The organism is Nevskia soli (genome assembly GCF_903970205.1).
In the GTDB taxonomy this organism is placed as follows: domain Bacteria; phylum Acidobacteriota; class Terriglobia; order Bryobacterales; family Bryobacteraceae; genus Bog-113.
On sequence record NZ_CAJCHS010000437.1, the window covers coordinates 1 to 18,866 of the forward strand.

At 59.5% G+C, this 18,866-nt stretch carries 17 protein-coding genes; 8 read left to right on the forward strand and 9 right to left on the reverse strand.

Annotated features, from left to right (window positions below; genetic code table 11):
* Nucleotides 1–387: 387 nt before the first annotated feature.
* From H1Y01_RS18670 to H1Y01_RS18690, 5 genes are all read left to right on the forward strand, one after another.
* Entirely contained in the window at nucleotides 388–678 is a 291-nt protein-coding gene (locus H1Y01_RS18670; RefSeq protein WP_219341686.1) for a hypothetical protein, read from the forward strand.
* 62 nt (nucleotides 679–740) lie between these two features.
* Nucleotides 741–1,577, forward strand: a complete 837-nt coding sequence (locus H1Y01_RS18675; RefSeq protein WP_180542252.1) for an FkbM family methyltransferase — start codon at nucleotides 741–743, stop codon at nucleotides 1,575–1,577.
* A gap of 322 nt (nucleotides 1,578–1,899) precedes the next feature.
* Nucleotides 1,900–2,337 carry a hypothetical protein gene (locus tag H1Y01_RS18680; protein ID WP_180542254.1) on the forward strand — a complete coding sequence of 146 codons (438 nt, stop codon included), beginning with the start codon at nucleotides 1,900–1,902 and terminating at the stop codon, nucleotides 2,335–2,337.
* Nucleotides 2,338–2,360: 23 nt separating this feature from the next.
* The gene (locus H1Y01_RS18685) at nucleotides 2,361–2,639 is read left to right on the forward strand and encodes a hypothetical protein (protein WP_180542256.1); all 279 of its coding nucleotides are present in this window, start codon (nucleotides 2,361–2,363) and stop codon (nucleotides 2,637–2,639) included.
* Nucleotides 2,600–3,106: a hypothetical protein gene (locus H1Y01_RS18690; protein ID WP_180542258.1), complete on the forward strand. Its 507-nt coding sequence runs from the start codon at nucleotides 2,600–2,602 to the stop codon at nucleotides 3,104–3,106. The genes H1Y01_RS18685 and H1Y01_RS18690 overlap by 40 nt, the downstream gene beginning before the upstream one ends.
* Nucleotides 3,107–3,114: 8 nt before the next feature.
* On the opposite strand, the gene H1Y01_RS18695 is transcribed toward H1Y01_RS18690, so the two are convergent.
* The 6 genes from H1Y01_RS18695 to H1Y01_RS18720 all read right to left on the reverse strand — a co-directional run bounded on the left by H1Y01_RS18695 (nucleotide 3,115) and on the right by H1Y01_RS18720 (nucleotide 9,524).
* Nucleotides 3,115–3,771, reverse strand: coding sequence for a hypothetical protein (locus tag H1Y01_RS18695; RefSeq protein ID WP_219341687.1), 657 nt, complete (start codon nucleotides 3,769–3,771; stop codon nucleotides 3,115–3,117).
* A 2-nt stretch (nucleotides 3,772–3,773) separates the two neighbouring features.
* A complete protein-coding gene (locus tag H1Y01_RS18700; RefSeq protein WP_180542262.1) occupies nucleotides 3,774–4,202 on the reverse strand; it encodes a hypothetical protein in 429 nt (142 codons plus the stop codon).
* The gene (locus H1Y01_RS18705; RefSeq protein ID WP_180542264.1) at nucleotides 4,199–5,410 is read right to left on the reverse strand and encodes a tetratricopeptide repeat protein; all 1,212 of its coding nucleotides are present in this window, start codon (nucleotides 5,408–5,410) and stop codon (nucleotides 4,199–4,201) included. The genes H1Y01_RS18700 and H1Y01_RS18705 overlap by 4 nt, the downstream gene beginning before the upstream one ends.
* A gap of 23 nt (nucleotides 5,411–5,433) precedes the next feature.
* Complete coding sequence (gene uvrA / locus H1Y01_RS18710; protein ID WP_180542275.1) at nucleotides 5,434–8,205, reverse strand: excinuclease ABC subunit UvrA; 2,772 nt, start codon at nucleotides 8,203–8,205, stop codon at nucleotides 5,434–5,436.
* Nucleotides 8,206–8,306: 101 nt separating this feature from the next.
* Nucleotides 8,307–9,173: a phosphodiesterase YaeI gene (yaeI, locus tag H1Y01_RS18715; protein ID WP_180542266.1), complete on the reverse strand. Its 867-nt coding sequence runs from the start codon at nucleotides 9,171–9,173 to the stop codon at nucleotides 8,307–8,309.
* A 36-nt stretch (nucleotides 9,174–9,209) separates the two neighbouring features.
* The gene (locus H1Y01_RS18720) at nucleotides 9,210–9,524 is read right to left on the reverse strand and encodes a hypothetical protein (protein ID WP_180542268.1); all 315 of its coding nucleotides are present in this window, start codon (nucleotides 9,522–9,524) and stop codon (nucleotides 9,210–9,212) included.
* 3 nt (nucleotides 9,525–9,527) lie between these two features.
* Between H1Y01_RS18720 and H1Y01_RS18725 the strand changes: the two genes are divergently transcribed.
* Nucleotides 9,528–9,926 (forward strand): hypothetical protein, encoded by a 399-nt coding sequence (locus tag H1Y01_RS18725; protein ID WP_180542269.1) that lies wholly within the window; start codon nucleotides 9,528–9,530, stop codon nucleotides 9,924–9,926.
* Here H1Y01_RS18725 and H1Y01_RS18730 read toward each other — a convergent pair.
* The 3 genes from H1Y01_RS18730 to H1Y01_RS18740 form a co-directional block, all read right to left on the reverse strand.
* Nucleotides 9,891–10,922: a choice-of-anchor A family protein gene (locus tag H1Y01_RS18730; protein WP_180542270.1), complete on the reverse strand. Its 1,032-nt coding sequence runs from the start codon at nucleotides 10,920–10,922 to the stop codon at nucleotides 9,891–9,893. The two genes, H1Y01_RS18725 and H1Y01_RS18730, sit on opposite strands and share 36 nt — an antisense overlap.
* Nucleotides 10,923–11,080: 158 nt before the next feature.
* Nucleotides 11,081–11,728: a PA14 domain-containing protein gene (locus H1Y01_RS18735; protein ID WP_219341688.1), complete on the reverse strand. Its 648-nt coding sequence runs from the start codon at nucleotides 11,726–11,728 to the stop codon at nucleotides 11,081–11,083.
* Between the two features lie 338 nt (nucleotides 11,729–12,066).
* A complete protein-coding gene (locus H1Y01_RS18740) occupies nucleotides 12,067–13,020 on the reverse strand; it encodes a threonine/serine dehydratase (RefSeq protein ID WP_219341689.1) in 954 nt (317 codons plus the stop codon).
* Between the two features lie 61 nt (nucleotides 13,021–13,081).
* Here H1Y01_RS18740 and H1Y01_RS18745 point away from each other — a divergent pair, with 61 nt between their 5' ends.
* Nucleotides 13,082–16,348, forward strand: coding sequence for a carboxypeptidase regulatory-like domain-containing protein (locus tag H1Y01_RS18745; protein WP_180542271.1), 3,267 nt, complete (start codon nucleotides 13,082–13,084; stop codon nucleotides 16,346–16,348).
* On the forward strand, nucleotides 16,348–18,522 hold the full coding sequence (locus tag H1Y01_RS18750) for a VWA domain-containing protein (protein ID WP_180542273.1): 2,175 nt from the start codon (nucleotides 16,348–16,350) through the stop codon (nucleotides 18,520–18,522). The genes H1Y01_RS18745 and H1Y01_RS18750 overlap by 1 nt, the downstream gene beginning before the upstream one ends.
* Nucleotides 18,523–18,866: the final 344 nt, after the last annotated feature.

Here is an 18,866-nt window from a genome sequence, read left to right on the forward strand (position 1 = left end):
TATCGCAGGTAATTGTAGCTATGATTAGTCGGCGCTTACATCGCGCGGTTCTAATAGTAGTCGTCATAAGTTCGCAGAATCGAAGATAGGTTGATAGGTATCCCGTTTCAAACGACGTCGCGAAGCGGACCCGCCAACTCCCGGGCGTTGCCGCTCGATCGCCGGGGAAGATAGACGAAGTCCTTTGGCGCCTCAGCGATCCATTGATACTTAATCGTTCGGGCAATGCCGACGATTGTATCCGAGAGGAGCGTGGCCGTCCTTCTCTCGGTAAGTTAACCAAGGGGGAGCCGGCCGGTAGGCGAAAGTTTTCCGTCAGTGCTGTAGTATTGCAACGATATGACGATCAACAGAATCGGACCAGTATCTTGCGCAAAAATCGCAGGCGTGATCTACGCCGCTCTCGGGCTTCTGGCCGGAGCCGTATTGACCGTTGTCGCTTTACTCGAGATGACTGTCTTGGGCACTCGGACAGGCTTTCCCAACTCCGTGTCGCCCCTTGGCGGTGGACTTATCGCGATCGCGGCCATCTTGGTTTTTCCGATCTTCTACGGCCTGGTCGGATTCCTCATCGCGCTCATCGGAGCTTGGATATACAACGTGGCCGCATCCAAGGTGGGCGGCATCGAGATCGAAGTTAGGCAGCGTGCAAACGATCAAGAGGTGAGCATCCCGTAACAGGATGACCAGACGGCGCGAAGCCGGTTCTTGTGCTAACTTCAGGCGAGAACGTGCCTGGATTGAAGCAGCTTCTTGACCGCCGCGACTTTCAACAGGGACCGGTTCGGGCCATCGCGAAACGGCTGTGGTGGCGCGTTCGCTGGCGCTTTTCGAAGAAGCCGTGGATCGTCCGCATGGACGACGGCTCGCGCATCGTTACGCATAAGAGCGGATCGGGCGCGCTGATCTATTACCAGGGCGCTTCCGAGCCGGAGACAAGCTCGTTTCTCGACCGGTTTCTGAAGCCGGGGATGGTGTTCGTCGACGCCGGCGCGCATGTGGGAGAGTACACGGTGCGGGCGGCGCGGCTGGTGGGTCCGAGCGGCCAAGTGCATGCGTTTGAACCGGCGCCCGAGACGTTCGACATCCTGCGGCAGAGCGTCAAGCTGGACGGCTATACCAACGTGCGGCTGAACCGCGCGGCACTCTACGATGCGGACACGACCGTCGAATTTCGGATTGATGAACAACCCACGTTGAGTTCGATCCTTGCGGAAAACACCGAGGGCGATAAGGAGACGATCAAGGTGCCCGCCATGCGCCTCGATACTTACTGGCGCGTGGCAAGCCGGCCGATCGATCTGGTGAAAGTGGATGTCGAAGGCGCGGAACTGGACGTGCTTCACGGCGCCACCGGGCTACTCGCGCGACCCTTCTGGATCTTTGAATACTCAAGTGATAACTACGCGCAACAGGGCCACCAGGCAGCTGATGTGTTAGGCGCGTTCCGTGATTTGGGCTATGAGCTATGGCGATGGGACGGCAAACGCGCGTCGCCTCTACTAGAACAGGAGTTGCGCGGGATTACTTCGACCAACATCGTCGCCGCGCCGCGGGACTGGCAGGGCTTTGCATAACTGCGCGAAGCAGCAAACTTCACTTACTTTCCGGCGGTATAATACTCAGGCGCAGCGATCGAAAGCCCGCGTAGGAGGACCAAATGAGTTGGAGCCTGATCAAGTCCATTCAGAACGATACGGACTTGCGCCTGATACTCCCCTTCGGGTTGAACTTGAGAATAGGCGACATCGTCAGCGTGAGCCGAAAAGATGGTAGCTTTACCTCGAAGGAAGGATCCGTCCGCCGCAGTCGGCTGGCGTCGATCTCTTCCAGCAATCCGGCAAAAGTGTCTCTGTCCAATTCCGTGCGCAAGGAACCGCTTCAACACTATTCCCGGAATTGCCCAGTGTAAGTGCGGGGTTCGACATCGCGTTCAGCTCGGCCAATTCGTGGTTGCTGGCGTTGGTTGATCGGCAGATTCGTACTCTGGACGATCTCGACCGCTTTCGCCGGGCGATACTGGACTCACATCACTGGGGTGTTTGGAAGCCGGATTGGTGTCTGATTACTTCTCTGGCGACCGCCGACCGATGCACTTTGATTGCATCCAACTCAGCGAACACCAACGTTGCTGTGAATCTAAGTGGTACATTCGATCCGGCCGCGCCCGTAGAGATGAAACTTACCGCGGGCGCTTCAATCGCCGCGGCGAACCAACAACTCATCCAATCGATCGTTTCTCAGCCGTCTTCAATCGCATGTTCCGGCTTGAGAGTTCGCGACCATTCGTGGTCCGATCCAAGCGTGGGAGTTCTGGCAAAACGCGGACTCTTTTGAGTAGTTCCTGATAATCTGAGATCATGCTGTCGCCCGATGAAAAATCGCAACTGATAGCGGCCCTCCGCATTTGGGCGAAGACTGAACGCAATCAACCGGTACTCGGATTTATCGGTGGCGGCAAGATCCTGACGCCGTGGGAGATCGTTTCCGCTGTCGAACGGGAGAGCGAAGATGGCGAGGCGGTACTCGAAGTTCTGGAGCATGGAGTCCGGCGCGAAGGCATCTCCAGAGTAGTTGGCCGTCTGACTGAGCTACTGACGTGGACGACCTTTCACCCGCCGATCGCGCGCACATCCTAGCCGCTCTTAAATCCGCAGGGAACCTCATCTGCTATTTCGGACATGGGAATGAGCACTCCTGGCTCACTGCCGGCGTCAGCACGGCGATAAGTTCTGATTTCGTCCCCGCTACCGGGAAAGCGGTCGTTTCGATTGCCTGCAGAACCGGATGCAATTTGGGTCCCGACGCGATCACTGCGGGAGTAGAAGCGTGGCTGGGTTTTACGATCAAAGTAGCAGTCATTGCGCCGCACCTCGGGCTCGATCCGATCGGAGATGCAATCGTGGCGGGAGTATCCGTTCTCGGCTCCGGCAAGACGATGCAGGATTCGCGCGATGAGCTGTACTCTGAACTCGATAATGTCGCAACCGGCTACGACACGGGTAAGTGGAGCAGCCATCCCGGAGCGGCTCTTAAATATTACGCTGCCCTTGCCATGCGTGACCACATCGTTCTACACGGGACGACCACTTTCGTCCCGCTATAACATTATTACTACTGCGGATTCTCATGCGACCGGTCGCTATCCTGCGGCTTCTCTCCGTCGCCATATAACGACGGCGCTTTCTTCTTCTGCGCCGCTTCCTTTTGATCGGCTTGCTTCTTCTCGGCAGCTTCCGCCGGCGTCATCATCGCCTCGCGTTGCTTCTCTTCCTTGCGCTCCGCCGCCTTGATCTCTCCCGCCCGATGACCCAAATCCTCGCCGGCCGTCTCCAGACTATCCTTAGTCGTATCGATATCCTGCTTCAACGCGAACTCATACCGGCCTTCGTCCTTCGGGTGTAACTCCGCGAGCTTCTCCAGTTGATCCAACAGCTTCTTCTCGCTCTGCTGCAGCGAGGCAACGCCCACCGATACGTCTTTACTCCGCTTCAGCGCATCGTCCGTCACCGTATCGATAGCGTCTATGATCTTGCCGTAGTCATCCAGTAAGTCATGCACTAATGCGGACCGGCCCGGCTTCTCCTTACTTAACAGCTGTTCGACTTGATCGATCCGCTGGCGCGCGAACTTGACATAGAGCTGAACCCGTAGATTCGGATCCTGCGCTTCACGAATCTGATCCGTCTCGTCCGCGGTCAAAAAGTCGCGCTGCGCCCAGATTGGCGTTATGCCGGCCACAACCAACGCGGCAACGAATACTACCCGCATCGTCACTTTCCGGTTATGATCTGAGTTACCCATTGGTCGTGAATCTCCTGCACCTTTGCCAGCGGACCTTCGATCATCTTGCGGTCCTCATAGTCCATTGCGTTCTGCAGCCCTTCCAGTCTCCGCAGCAACTCGTGAGTCGCGGTCTCTACCGTCTTGAACGGCCGCGCATGGCGGCGCGGGTTCTTCCCGGATTCGTCCAATGCATCCCGCGCCATCTCGACTGCCGCCTGCACTTGTTGTAGCGCCTCCGCGGTTGCCGCGGTATCGCCTTTGTCGTAGGCCGTCCGCGCCACGACGAACTCTTCCCCGGCATAGTCGACCGCCAGCTTGGCGCGCTTCTCTAAGTTAGGCTCGCTCTGGACCGTCTTCAAGTCCGTGGCCCACAAACTCGCCCCGGCGGCGAATAAAACAACCCACTTCTGAATCACCGGTGTAACTCCTGTTCAATAATCCGAATCCGCTGCCGCGCCGCAAATTCCTGATCCGGAAACTTACCTTCGCTCATCGTCAGAAACTGCTTGTAACTCGCCACGGCCTGCGGTTTCTGATGTAACTTATCGAGCGTAATGGCCCGCAGATACACATCCCCCGGTAACTCGCGTCCCAGTGCCTTCACATGATCCAACGCGGCTAACCCGTCCGCCAGACGATCCGTCAGGATCAGTTGCCCGGCTAACTCATTCCAGGCATCCACCGCATCCGGCTTGATCTTCGCCGCCGCCGCAAATTGATTCGCCGCATCCAGCGGTTTCTTTGCATCCCGGAGCGTACGCCCGAAAATCATGCGGAGTTCATAGTTTCCCGGCTCGGCTTGCACCGCCTTGGCGAGTTGCTCCATCTGTTTGCCGGGTTCTTTGTTGATCCCGTATGCCGTGGCCAGCGCCAGCCGGTTGGCGGCCGTCGGCGAATCGTTCACAGCCTTTTCCAGCCGCGGAATCGCGTCCCCAAACTGTTTACTTTCGATCAGCAGTTCGCCGAGCCGCTCCTGCGCCCCCGCATTCTCCGGAAACTGTTTGTATAACTCGATGGCAACCGCCGCATTGCCCGCCTTTTCCTCAGCCGCCGCGAGTTCCAGCAGCGCATCCTTGTAAGTCGGATCCTGAAGGGCAGCCTTGCGGAACCAGGGCTCCGCATCGGCCAGACGCCCTTGCTGCAGCAGCGCGCGGGCTAACGAAAGCTCCGCCGGCGCCGCCGTTGGATTCACTTTCAACGCCGCTTCCAGATACGTTTCCGCTTCAGCCGCTTTACCGGTGCGTAACAACGCATCCCCCAGGTAGTAGCTTGGACGGAACTCACTGGGTTTCTGTTTCGCGGCTTCCATCAAAGGCGCAATCGCGTCGGCGTCGCGCTTATTCCGCAGGAACAAAATGCCCAAATTCAGCTCCGCCTGATACAGACCCGGTTTGAGTTCTAAAGTCTTCTGATACTCCGCGATCGCCTCATCGTCGCGATGCAGCAGGCTATCCGCCAGCGCCAGGTGAAAGTGCGCCGCGTAGTCCTTCGGATCGGCCGCCACTGCTTTCTGAAACAGCGCCGCCGCTTCGTCGTTCCGGTTCGCATCCAGCGCTTTGCGCCCCTGATCGACATAATCCGGGTTCTGAAACGCGGCCAACAGAAGCGCGATCCAAAGGCTCATACCCGGAAACTCATACAAAGAGTCTACCCGGAAAGGTAGCGTCCCGTATGCGACCGCGGCTCGCGGGCGATGTCTTCGGGGCGGCCCACCGCGACGACCTCGCCTCCGCCTTCGCCCCCTTCCGGACCCATGTCGATCACCCAATCCGCTGCGCGAATGACATCCAGATTATGCTCGATGATCAACAAACTGCCACCCTGCTCCACCAGCCGGTCGAACGCTGTCAGCAGCTTCGAAATGTCATCGAAATGCAGCCCGGTGGTCGGTTCATCAAACAGGAACAGCGTCCCCGCCGACGAAGCATCTGCCAGCCGCGCCGCCAGTTTCACGCGCTGCGCTTCACCGCCCGATAGCGTCGTCGCCGATTGCCCAAGCCGCAGATAACCGAGCCCGACATCGCACAGCAGCTGGAGCTTCGTCACCAGCCGCTTGGTTTCCCGGAAGAAGTCCACGGCCTCCCTCACCGTCAGGCCAAGAACCTCGTGAATGTTCTTGTCTTTGTACCGGATCTCCAGAATCCCGCTCTTAAAGCGCGTCCCCTTGCACTCCTCGCACACCAGCTCCACGTCGGCGAGAAACTGCATCTCGACGGACACCGTCCCATCGCCCTGGCACACTTCGCACCGCCCGCCCGGTACGTTGAACGAGAAATGTCCCGCCGTATAGCCCCGCCGCTCCGCATCTCTCGTCGACGCGAACAATCCGCGGATAATGTCGAACGCCTTCACGTAAGTCACCGGATTCGATCGCGGCGTGCGCCCGATCGGCGACTGATCGATCATCACCACCTCGCTGATCATCCCCGCGTTTTCCACCGAGCGGCAATGCATCTTATGCACCTGCTCCGTGACATCCTCGCCTTCACCTTCCCCGCCGGCGGGCTCCTGGCGATGCGCCAGCGCCCGATAAATCACATCGTGAACCAGGGTGCTCTTGCCCGACCCCGACACCCCTGTGATCACGACCATCGCGTTCAGCGGAATCTCGACATCCACGTTCTTCAGGTTGTGCAGCCGCGCGCCGTGAAACCGCAGCATCCGCTCGCGCCGGATTTCCCTCGGCTCGCGCTCCGTAGCCACAGTCATCTCGCCTCGCAAGTACCGCGCGGTCAACGACCTCACGCCGTCCGCCGCCAGTTTCGCGTAAGAATCGGCGAAAATCACATGGCCGCCCAGCTCACCCGCGCCGGGGCCCAGATCGACAATGTAATCCGCCGCGCGCATCACCTCGGGATCATGCTCGACAACCACGATCGTGTTCCCGAGGTCGCGCAGCTCCTTTAGGATGTGGATCAACCGCTCCGTATCGCGCGTGTGCAGCCCGATCGAAGGCTCGTCCAGCACGTAACAGGACCCGACCAGCCGCGATCCCAGACACGTCGCCAGCTGAATCCGCTGCGCTTCGCCGCCGGATAGCGTCATCGACATCCGGTCCAGCGTGATGTAATCCAGCCCCACGTCGTTCAGGAACCGCAGCCGCTGCCGCAGTTCTACCAGCACCTTGTCGGCGATTGCGCTTTCCTCCGGCGTGAGCTGCAGCGCCTGGATAAACGCATAAGCGCACGCGATGTTCAGCTTCAGCACGTCCGCGATGTTCTTATCGCCCACGCGCACCCACAGCGCCTCTTTGCGCAACCGGGTCCCATGGCACTCCGGACACCGTGAATACCCGCGATACTTACTCAGGAACACGCGTACGTGCAGCTTGTATTTCTTCGTTTCCAGAAAGGCGAAGAACTCGCGCACGCCGGCGAATACCGTCTCCTGCTCGGCTTCGGTCAGATCGCAAAACGGCACGTTCATCCGAACTTTCTGCCGCGCTTTCTTCGCGAAAGCCGTTCGCCACTCTTTGCCCTTCGGCTTCGTCCAGGGCTCAACCGCGCCTTCGTCCAATGAGAGCGACCGGTTCGGAATCGCCAGATCCATACTGAAGTCGATCGTGTTCCCAAATCCCTGGCAGCGCGGACACGCCCCCGCCGGACTGTTGAAGCTGAACAGGATGGGCTCCGGTTCGCGGTACTCGATATTGCAGTACTTGCAAGCGAACTTCTCGTTGAACCGCAGCCGCTCGCCCGACGCCGCGTTTTCGAACACAACCTCAGACGACTCCCGATAACAGGTCTCGACCGTATCGACCAGCCGCTGCCGCAAATCCGGCCCGATCGTCAGCCGGTCCGCCAGCACAAACAGCGGCTGCGTGAAGTCGACCTCCAGGAGCGACTCCGGCGTCGAAAACTCGAAGGTTCGCCCGTTCTGGAATAACCGCGCGAACCCCTTCCGGCGGAGATCGAAGAGCTTCGCATTCCGTTCTTCTTCGCTCGAGCCGTACGGCACCGGGAATAATACATACCAGCGCGAGCGATCCGGCTGCGCCAGCATCTGCTCCGCAACCCGGTCCACGGTGTCGCGCTGCACTTGCCGTCCGCAATTAAAACAAAATGTGCGGCCGATTCGCGCAAACAAGAGCCGCAGGAAGTCGTAACACTCGGTCGAAGTCGCCACCGTCGACCGCGGATTCCGCGTGGTTGTCTTCTGACGAATCGCGATCGCCGGAGCAATGCCATCGATATCGTCGACATCCGGCTTCTCCATGCGCTCCAGAAATTGGCGCGCATACGCTGAGAGCGACTCCACGTAGCGCCGCTGCCCTTCCGCGTAGATAGTGTCAAAAGCGAGCGAGCTTTTCCCGGAACCCGAGACGCCGGTGATCACCGTGATCTTGTTGTGCGGGATATCGACCGAGACGTTCTTTAGGTTGTGTACGCGTGCTCCGCGTATGGAAATTGACTCTTCCAGACTGTTTTGAGGGGTGATACTTTGATTATCTCAACAGTGTGGCAAGACGCGGCTCAACACCCGGCTAAACACCAGTCTCAACACCCGGCTCAACACCAGTCTCAACCGTGCAGGTCGAGGACACTCACCTGCGGCCGGCAGTTAAAACGCACGCCATCGAGATTCCCGACACCCGCGCTGACATAAATCTGCCGGTCGTTCCACGGTTTCAGGCCTTTGATGTAGCGCTTATCCTTGACCGGAGCGGGCGAAAAATCGAGCACGGGCATCACGACCTGGCCCCCATGCGTGTGACCCGCGAGCATCAGATCCCAGCGGAAATCCGCCATCAGTTCTTTTGCATCCGGATTATGCGTCAACACAACCTGCGGCACATCATCTTGCGGGATACCCTGGAACGCCAGTTCCGGCGCGCACCAGCCGGACCACAGATCGCCCGTCCCGACAATCCGCAGGCGTTGCCCTCGAACGGTCAATTCCATCCATCGATTCTGCAGCAGCGGAATGTTGGCCGCCTGCAGCAGTTCGATAGCGCTCACGAGCACACCGTGCTTCTGGCTCGGTTCGCTGGCCCAACCGAGGTCATGATTTCCGAGCACTGCGACGCAAAGCGCCTGAGCTTGCACCCGCTGCAGCACCGGCACGTACCAATCCGGGAACCATTTCTTCTCGTGCGTGATGAAGTCGCCCGTGAGGCAGACCACATCGGGCTTTTGCGCCAGCGCGACGTCGATGGAGCGCTCGATCAGGGCATTCGGCACCACATCGGAGGAGTGGAAGTCCGAGAGCTGTGCGATTCGGATCGTCTTACCCAGCTGGATTCCGGCTGTCTTGATACCGGGAAGCCGCACCGGTTGGCGGTCGACCTCCAACCACTCCGGCTCCAAATAATGCGCGTACGCCCCTACCGGAAGGGCGGCGAGCGGAGCGGCAAGCAGCGGAATGCGAAGGAACCTACGCCGATTCACAATCAATTTTATCAGGGAGATGCAAGCCCGCGCCGTCTAACTGCTCAGCCGGAAAGAATTCAAAACGTGCTGCATTCCGTCCAGCCTCGCGCCGCCTGCGCAACAGTCCCGGCGCGACCGTTCCAGACCGGTCAGAACCGCCGCGCCGCGGATATAGAGCTGCCGTAATTCCGTTAGATCGGCCGTTGTGAACCCCTTCGTGCTCCGGGTAACCATCGTGGACACCCGCTGCACGGCATCCGCCCGTTCCGCGATCGCCCGCTCCATCTCTGCGGTCCCCTGCGCACGTTCAATTTGTTCGGTAGTGACTCGCAATTGACGCATCGCGGCAAAAACCGTTGACGATTCCATTATTTGCTAGATCGGCCAAACCACCCGAATTCTTTAGGCTCCACGGCGGTTAGCTTCGCGGCTGAATGCATACCCGCTGAGGTGTTGCTGGAGTTGGATTTGGCCGCAATCAAGGGTGGAGTTATCCCCGGTCTCGTCGCCAAAGTCAAAGACTTCGTATCGAGCGATGACACCGTGGCCGCCTTCGGACTGTTCGAGGGGACCATCGTCCCTTCCGCCATCCGCGTGGATACGCCCGTCGTGGATACGCCCGTCGCGCATTCCAGTTCCACGACAGCGGGATCATTCGCCAGATTCAACTCACCCATTCGGACGGTCCCGACAGAGAGTTGGGGGACGTTTAGGATGTCCCCCAGAACAGCCAACCTATGCCTGCGTGCTCTTCTTCCGCAGTCGGCCTAAGAACGCAGCTCCAGCCATCAACGCAGCCCCGCTCGACAGCAGCGTCAGTGACCCGGGCTCCGGAACGGCATTCACGCCGGGAAGATTTCCCGAAAATGGCGCATAGTGCGTCTCGCCCGTGCCACTCATCGAAAGCGCAATCACTGTCCCGTTGATCTGCCCGTTATTAAACGTGAACGCGGCATCCGGCGCCAGGATACTTCCATACAAGCCGCCCGACCCGGTCAGCGAAGTTGCATCGGTGAAGTTAAACAGAACGTTCTGATAAGAAACGCCATTTACCGAGTAACCTGTGTTCGGAAAGGTACCCGACCCGCCGTCAACATTGATCAGTACCGTCGAGCCCGCCGGCGCATCGATAACAAAGCCGCCCGTCGCCGCCGCTAACTGGGCTGTCGTGATGTCGAAAACATTCAGTCCGCTATTGGTTCCCGATAAGGTTAGAGTCCCGTAGGATAGAGTCGCGGTCCCGGTCTGTGCCAGGGCGCCCCAAGAGGTCGATTCATTGTCGATGGTGCTCTGGAAGCCGGCGAAATCGACGATGCTGCTGATGGCTGCTGGAGAGCCTGAAATTCCACTCGGTCCACCCGTATTCTGATTGATCCACGACGTCGCCGCGACCATACCGTCAATCTGACCACCCGTCGTGTTGAGAGTACCGCCGACGTTCATGTTGCCGCCCGACGTGACACTCGTCAACGTCGCGTTGCCACCCACCGCGATGCCGCCGAAGTCCGTTTGCCCGTTTTGATAAGTGAGGTTGCCGCCAACTACAAGGCTGTAAGGATATAGGGAACTGGAGGACCCTAGGTCGTTACCAATCCCGAAGTTTGTCAATGTAGCGTTTCCACCCACGGCAACGCGGCCCTGCGAATCCGCATTCCCCGAGAAATTTCCAAATGTGAAAACGTTGTAGCCCTCCGCCACTCCGAGGTCCGAGGCAGAGGCACACGCCGCGGCGCCACATAGCAATGCTAGTGCTTGTATACTCTTCATTAGTTTGTCTTAGGGCCGCGTCGGTAGATCTGCCGAATCGGCTATGAATGCAGGTTAACAAGTTTTGTTCTGATTTCAGAACAATGTTCTGAATTCAGAACGGCTTTAGTACTGGACCTTAGAACTAGTACTCCGCTGTTGCAGAATGAAACGGGCGGCTATTTCCTGCCCGGATCTTGAATCGCCGACACCTTGCCCTTAGACCATTTCTCCATATCGTTCGGCGGCCGGAAGTCGTGCATATCGAATATGCGCCACGGCTCCCCAGGCGCGGCAACCCCCAGCACAAGGGCCACGGAGAAACGCGGGCCCTGGAAATACTCGACCGCGATCTCATACACCCCGCGCGTCAGCGTCGCGCCGGAGCTCACCGCTGTCGGCCCATGCTGGCCGTCATTACTAAGTACGGTCTTGTTATTCAGTCTTAGCCGGGCGCCGTCGTCGGACAATATACTGAACCGGTAAGTGCCCGGCTTCTCGACATAGATTTTCCCGGTATATTCAATGCCGAACCACTCATATCGATCCGTGATTCCCGGGAAACCTTGCGTGAAGCTCTGCGGCCATACATTCAGCGAACTTGTATATATCGTACCTACCGGAGTGAGTCGTCGAAAGTCGGGAAGCTTCGAAGTATTCGCCGGCAGATCGTAAATGCGCCCCTGCAGACCCGCCGAATCAACGACGCTTGTACCGAAGGTATAGGGCGCCGGTTCGGACGTGTCCTGGAAAGGATCGGCCGTGTCCTGGAAAGGATCGGCCGTGAGAATATGAGCGGCGGCAATGGCGAATAACAGACAGCGCAAACTCTATGATATGTGGCCTCGCTGCATCGATAACGCCGCGTGCATTCTGATCCGGGTATAGGGCATGATATCTAAGATAAGTGCCGAAACTAAGCGAACCTGGAACCTTCAGCGGCGTCGCGCTCGGAGTAACTCCGCCGGTAACACCGGCTGCCGGACGAGAACACGACAGGGTCGTTTCTTGATTAGATCGGTCGCCGACCCGCCGAAGGAGGTGGAGAAGACCAAGAAGATATTTCCGTAGAAATTACGGCTTTGCCCGAAACGGCTAACGCCGTGAAGCGTCCGGCCATGGAAGCTAGCGCGCGAGACTTCATCAGGAGCCGCGGGCCATTAAGTCAGCCGAAATTCACCGCCGTCGTATTTCCTCCGCAAAGTAACACGCCCACCCGCTCGCCGGGCGATGCCTGGTAACCGCCCGTCATCAAGGCCGCAAACGCCGCGGCACCGCCCGGTTCGGTCGCGACGCGCAGCACGTTCCACAACGCGCGCTGGGAGTCTAAGATCGCCGCGTCCGGCACAAGCACCACGCGCTCCACGAACTCTCGGGCAATGGGATAGACCAGTTCTCCGACGCGTTTCGGAGCGAGCGAATCGGCCGCGACCCCGCCCGCGGGCGCATCCACCGGCCGGCCCTCCGCGAACGCCCGTTCGAGCGTCGGCGCGCTCTCCGGCTCCACCGCCACGATGCGAACCCGGCCGCGATACCAGGCGGCGATCCCCGCGATCAATCCCCCGCCGCCCACGGCGACCAGTAGCGTATCGAGCTCCGGACTTTGCTGCTCCCACTCCCGGCCCAGCGTGCCTTGGCCCAGCAGCGTATCCGGCTGATCGAACGCATGGATCGCCAGAGCGCCCGACTCCGCGACCCACGCTTCGCTCGCCGCCAGCGCGTCGGCATACCGTTCGCCGCCGATGATAAGCTGGGCGCCATAGCTTCGGATGCGTTCGATCTTCGCCGTCGAAGCGACACTCGGCACGAAGACGGTCGCGGGTACCCCAACCTTGTTCGCCGCATACGCGACGGCAACTCCGTGATTTCCGCCGGATGCCGCCACAACTCCCGCGGGCGGAGCGTTCCGGGCAAGCAGGTTCGCAAATGCGCCCCGCGTCTTGAATGATCCGGCATGCTGCATCAGCTCCAGCTTGAACGCAAGACGTAAGGGCGCCAGCCCGAAATCCGCCCCATCGGCATCCAGCACCGGGGTTCGCCGGATCCACGGGTGAATGAGATGGGCCGTGGCTTCGATTCCCGCGGGCGTGATTGCGTTCCGGGTTGTGTCGTGCGTCACGCTTCCGATTATCGGTCGTGGCACGGGGTAACGAGAGCGGCCCCAAAACCATCATTCTGTTTTGCCGCGAGTTCTTCTCCTCCTTTGCCTGGCCACCGGTGTCGCCTGGTGTCAATCCGGCGTGGTGCGCTCCGGAAACCAGCCGATTCCGGGCGCGACCGTCACCGCGACCGAAGACGGAAAGACGTATTCGACCGTTACCGGGCCGGACGGCCGCTTCGGCTTCGATTCGGTACCGGGCGGCAAGGGTACGGTGGAAGTTCAGATGTTCGGCTTCGAAACGGCACAGAAGCCTGCCGTTTTCGGCCCGGTCGGACCCGATCTCGAATTCAATCTGCAGCTCGCGCAATCGCAGATGGCGCGGCGCATGGGCCAGTTCGGTTCGCGCGGCACGCAGACGGACCCCAACGCCACGCAGCTGGAAAATGAGATTGCGACCGCCACGGCGCCACCTGTAACCAACCCCGCGCCGACCAGCAGTAATGAGTCGTTTCTGGTGTCGGGCAGTCTGAGCGGAGGCTTGGCGCAGAACGCTGCGCCGGACAGCGGATTCGGTCCGCCCCCGGGGGCCGGTCCGGGCGGGCTGGGTGGGCCGGGTGGCGCGGGAGAAACGGGTCCGGGAGGCACGGCTCCGGGCTTCAGTCAGTCCGGTGGAGGCGGCTTTGGGGGCGGGGGCGGCGGAGGTGGGTTCGGCGGTGGAGGCGGGGGCTTCGGAGGCGGCGGCCGCGGCGGCGGTGGTGGCGGACCGGGCGGCGGCAACTGGCAGCGCGGCGGGAATCGCGGTCCTGCGCAATTTGGCAACCGGCGTCGTCCCGCGCAGATTCACGGTCTGATCTTCGGCACTCTCAATAACTCGGTGCTGGATGCGAAACCGTTCTCGATTAGCGGTTCCGACGTCCCGCAGCCCGCCTACGCACAAGTCCGTTATGGCTTTCTCGCGGCGGGCCCGTTGACCATCCCGAAGATCATCAAAGACCCGAGTACTTTCTTCTCGATCAGCTATTACGGGACCCGCGCCAAGAACCCGCAAGTGAACTTCTCGACCGTTCCCACGGAGGAAGAACGTCAGGGTAACTTCTCGCAAGCGGTGCAGTCCGCGGGCGCCAATCAGACTGCGCCCGTTCAGCTTTTCTATCCGGGAACGACAACTCCGATCCCCAACAGCGTGATTCCCGCCTCGATGATTAGCCCGATCGCGCAGGGCTTGCTCCAATACATTCCGCTGCCGAACGCACCCGGCTTAGTCAATAACTATTTCTATGACTCCGCCGTGAATGCGAACAGCGATAACGTGAATGGACGCATCCAGCGCAACATTACATCGAAGGACCGGCTGGCTTACCACCTGAGCTACCAGGACCGGAATGGCCAGACCGTGCAGGCGTTTGGGTTTACCGATCTTACCAGCGGCTATGGGTTAGCTACCGACTTATCGTGGACGCATAACTTCAGCCCGACGCTGATCAATACGGCACAGGTTACTTTCAATCGCAATCGCAATGAGACGACTCCTTACTTCGCGAACGGTCCGGATGTCGCCGCGGAACTCGGGATTGCGGGAACTTCCACGAGTCCCGTAAACTACGGACCTCCTAACTTAAACTTCACCAACTTCGCGTCGCTGTCCGACTCGGCTCCGATTCTCACGCGGAATCAAGCTCAAACCGGGAACGACAACTTCCTCATCGTCCGCGGAAAGCACTCCGTAAGACTCGGGTTTATCTACGCGCGTAATGATCTTTCGACCATCACCGATCAGAACGGGCGCGGTACCTTTAACTTTACCGGCATTTCCACCAGCGAAATCGGCGCGGATGGACTGCCGGTAGCGAACACGGGTTACGACTTCGCGGATTTCCTTCTCGGGCTTCCGCAGTCCAGTTCCATTCGCTACGGCGATGCCAGCACTTACTTCTCACAGAATGTTCTAACCGGTTACGTGAATGATGATTGGAAGGCGCTCTCCGGTCTTACTTTCAATGTCGGACTCCGCTATGAGTACTTCTCGCCCTTCTCCGAGAAGTACAACCAGATCGCCAATTTGGATGTCGCCCCGAACGACTCGGCGGTTGCGGTGGTTACTCCCGGTGAAACCGGACCTTACTCCGGTGTGTTCCCGTCGGGTCTGGTAAATCCGCAGTATCACAATTTTTCTCCGCGCTTCGGTCTGGCGTGGAAGGTGCCCCATCTCAAGAAATCGACGCTCGTCCGCTCCGGGTATGGCATCTACTACAACACCCAGGCTTATCAACCGATCACGTCGCGGTTGGCCGAGCAACCTCCGTTCGCGGTTTCGGATTCAGTCAACACCAGTCCGGAAGACGTCCTTACTCTAGCTCAAGGTTTCGTGAACACTTCACCGTCCGATATTACGAACACTTACGCCATTGCGAAGAGCTACAAAGTTCCGTATGCGCAGACCTGGACGTTTTCTATCCAGCGCGACCTCTGGCACGGGATCGTTTCCGAAGTAAACTACCTTGGCACCAAAGGTACCCACCTGGATGTCGAGACCGAACCGAACGAAGGGCCGTCCGCCAACCTGACTGCCGCGCAGCGTACTCAGTTGGGTGACGCGGTTGGGTTCATTTACGACACCTCGGTTGGCAACTCGATCTACAACGGTCTGACGGTCCGCGTGCAGCAGCGCTTCCGGCGCGGCGTGTCATGGATCGTAAACTACGTTTATTCCAAGTCGATTGACGATTCCACCACGTTCGGCGGCGTCGGTAACACCGTGGCTGAGAACTGGCTCGATCTCGAGGGCGACCGCGGACTATCCAGCTTCGACCGGCGTCAGGTGCTGACCGCAAGTTGGGTTTTGACTTCGCCGATCGGCGGCCAGGGGTCGCATTTCGCGCCCGATAGTTGGACTGCGCGGCTGCTAAAGGACTGGCAGCTGAGCGGCAGCCTTACCGCGGAGACCGGGATTCCATTTACCGCTCGCGCGCTTGGGAACGAGGCAATACTCGCGCAGACAAACGGCGTGGGCAGCGCTCGCGCGGAGGCGACCGGACTTCCCGTAACTTCTTCGACCGGCTTTTTCGATCTGGCGGCGTTCGCGGTTCCAGCCTCGGGTACTTTCGGCGATGCCGGGCGCAACACCATCCCGGGCCCGGATCTGATTTCCGTAAACTTATCTTTTGGCCGGTCGTTCCAGTTCGGAGAGTCGCGCCGCCGGCTCGAGTTGCGCTTCGAAACCACCAACGCGCTCAACCAGGTTAATTACACCAGCATTAATACCGTCGTGAACGCGATCAACTACGGAGCGCCGCTGGCTACCAGCGGCATGCGCCAGGCGTCGATTGTATTGAGGTTCAGATTCTAATGGTCCGGCGATTCGTAGCGCTTCTGATTTCCACGCTCCTCGCAATACCCGCTCTTCCGCAGGACGCGAACTTCAGCACGACGGTAAAACTCGTGGTCGTCGACTGCATTGTGACGGATAAAAACGGCCGCCCCATCGAAACCCTCACCCAAGACGATTTCCAGATATTTGAAGACGGCAAGCCGCAGCAGATTCGGACCGCCGAGCTGCAGCGGCTGAATACCAAACCGCTTCCGCCGACGAGTTTCGCTGCCCGCAACGCGCCGCTGCCTCCGAGGCCCAAGTCGCAGCCGGTCGACACGGCTGCCGCCCTCACCAAGTACCAGGATCGCCGGCTGATCGTGATTTTCCTCGATTTCTCCAGCATGGACACGCCCGAACAGATCCGGGCGACTCAGGCAGCGGAGAAGTTCATTTCCACGCAGTTGACCGCGAGCGACATGGTTTCGATCATGATGTACTCCAGTTCACTGCAAACGTTAGTCGATTTCACCGACGACCGCGATCTACTGCTGGCCACGCTTCATAAGGTGCATATCGGTGAAGGCGCTGAACTGGTCGGCCAGGCGGATGAGGGCGCGGACTCGCAAGATCAGAGCGGGCAGTTCGTGGCCGATGAAACCGAGTTCAACATCTTCAACACCGACCTGAAACTGATGGCGCTGGAAGACGCGGCGCGCAAGCTGGCCCCCTACCCGGAACGCAAAGCGCTGGTCTACTTTTCGTCGGGCGTCCAAAAGACCGGCGTCGATAATCAATCGCAGCTGCGCGCCACTGTCAACACGGCTGTCCAATCGAATGTTGCGTTTTACCCGGTCGATGCGCGCGGTTTGACAGCCAGCGCTCCCGGAGGCGATGCGACCCAGGCTGCGGCGGTCGGAAGCAACCTGTACAGCGGCGCCGGTCAGCAAACCCTGCGTGAGAACTTCTACAACCAGCAGGAAACACTCGACACGCTGGCCGCGGATACCGGGGGCAAGGCGCTCCTCGATTCCAACGATCTGACCCTGGGACTGCGCCAAGTCCAACAGGACGTCAACAGCTACTACGTGCTCGCATACTACAGCACCAATACCGCGGAAGATGGCCGCTATCGCCGCATTCAAGTCAAGCTTGCTCCGCGTGCCGCCGTGCTCAAGGCCAAGTTGAGTTATCGCGAGGGCTACTATGCCTCAACGACGTTCGCCAAAATGCGCGAAGCGGATAAGGAAGCGCAGCTCGCGCGGGCATTGGCCAGCGATAATCCCGTGACCGATCTTCCGCTTGCGGTTGAGGTCGATTACTTCCGCGTGGCAAAGGGCAAGTACTTCGTTCCGTTGTCGGTGAAGATTCCGGGTTCCGCGCTGGCGTTTAAGAACAAGGGATCGAAGGCCGCGACGGAACTGGATTTCATCGGCCAGGTGGAAGACGCGAAGAACAAAGCCGTTGCCGCGGTGCGCGATACCATCCCCATCAAGATCGATCAGACGGTCGCGAGCGAGGTAACCCGCAAGCAGATTCAATACGATACCGGCTTTACTTTGGCGCCTGGCAAATACAAGCTTCGCTTTGTGGCGCGCGAGAATGGCGAGGGCAAGACCGGAACCTTCGAGACCGGATTCACGGTTCCGGACCTGGGTTCGGGAGCCGCCCTGCGCATGAGCTCCGTGATTCTGAGTAATCAGCGCGAGCCGGTGAAGCGGCAGATTGCCGGGGCCAATATCAAGAAAAAGCTGCTGGATCAGAATCCTTTGATCGACCCGGCGACCGGACAGAAAACGGTCCCGAACGTGACGCGCGTTTTCCGGCCCGGCCAGAACCTGTCGGTTTACTTCGAGGTTTACGATCCGGCTTCACCTGCCGGCGCGGCGAACGACAATTCTTCCGCGAATCCCGCCAACCGGTTCGCCAGTATCGCGGCGACGGTCGGTTTGTATCAGGGATCGAAGAAGGTGTTCGAAAGCCGCCCCGTGCGTGTGTACCGCCTCAGCGCGCGCGGCGATGGCGTGCTGCCGGTTCGCATCGAAACGCCGCTCACCGGGATTGCGCCCGGCCAGTACACCTGTCAGGTGAACGTGATCGACGAGTTCGGGAAAAAGTTCGCGTTCCCGCGGACTTCGCTGGCGGTTTTGGCGCAAGCTCCCGCGCCTGCGCCAGGGTCGGCCGTGCCGGGGTCGACTCCGCCGGGGTCCTAAGTTGTACTTGCAGCCGTGGTGGGTCCGGGACGTGAGCTGCTAAGTGGGAATGGCGATCCTGTTAAAGCTGTACGCTGCAAGCGGAAGCCGATTCCTTACATCTCTATCGTCTGGATCCTACATCTCGCAGCCACACGACTTGAGTAGATCGAAGAATCACGGAATCCGCCGGTTTGCGAATTTTCGAGTCCGAGCGAATTGGACGCTCTTCCGCGACTCGCGATATTGAGTTTGACAAGCGAGATTGTATCGGCGACCGCAACCGGAATAACATCGACCGGAGCGTACGTGTCAGGCCGTGACGCCGCGGAGCGGTGGAGAAGCCCCTGCAGGAAGGAATCCGC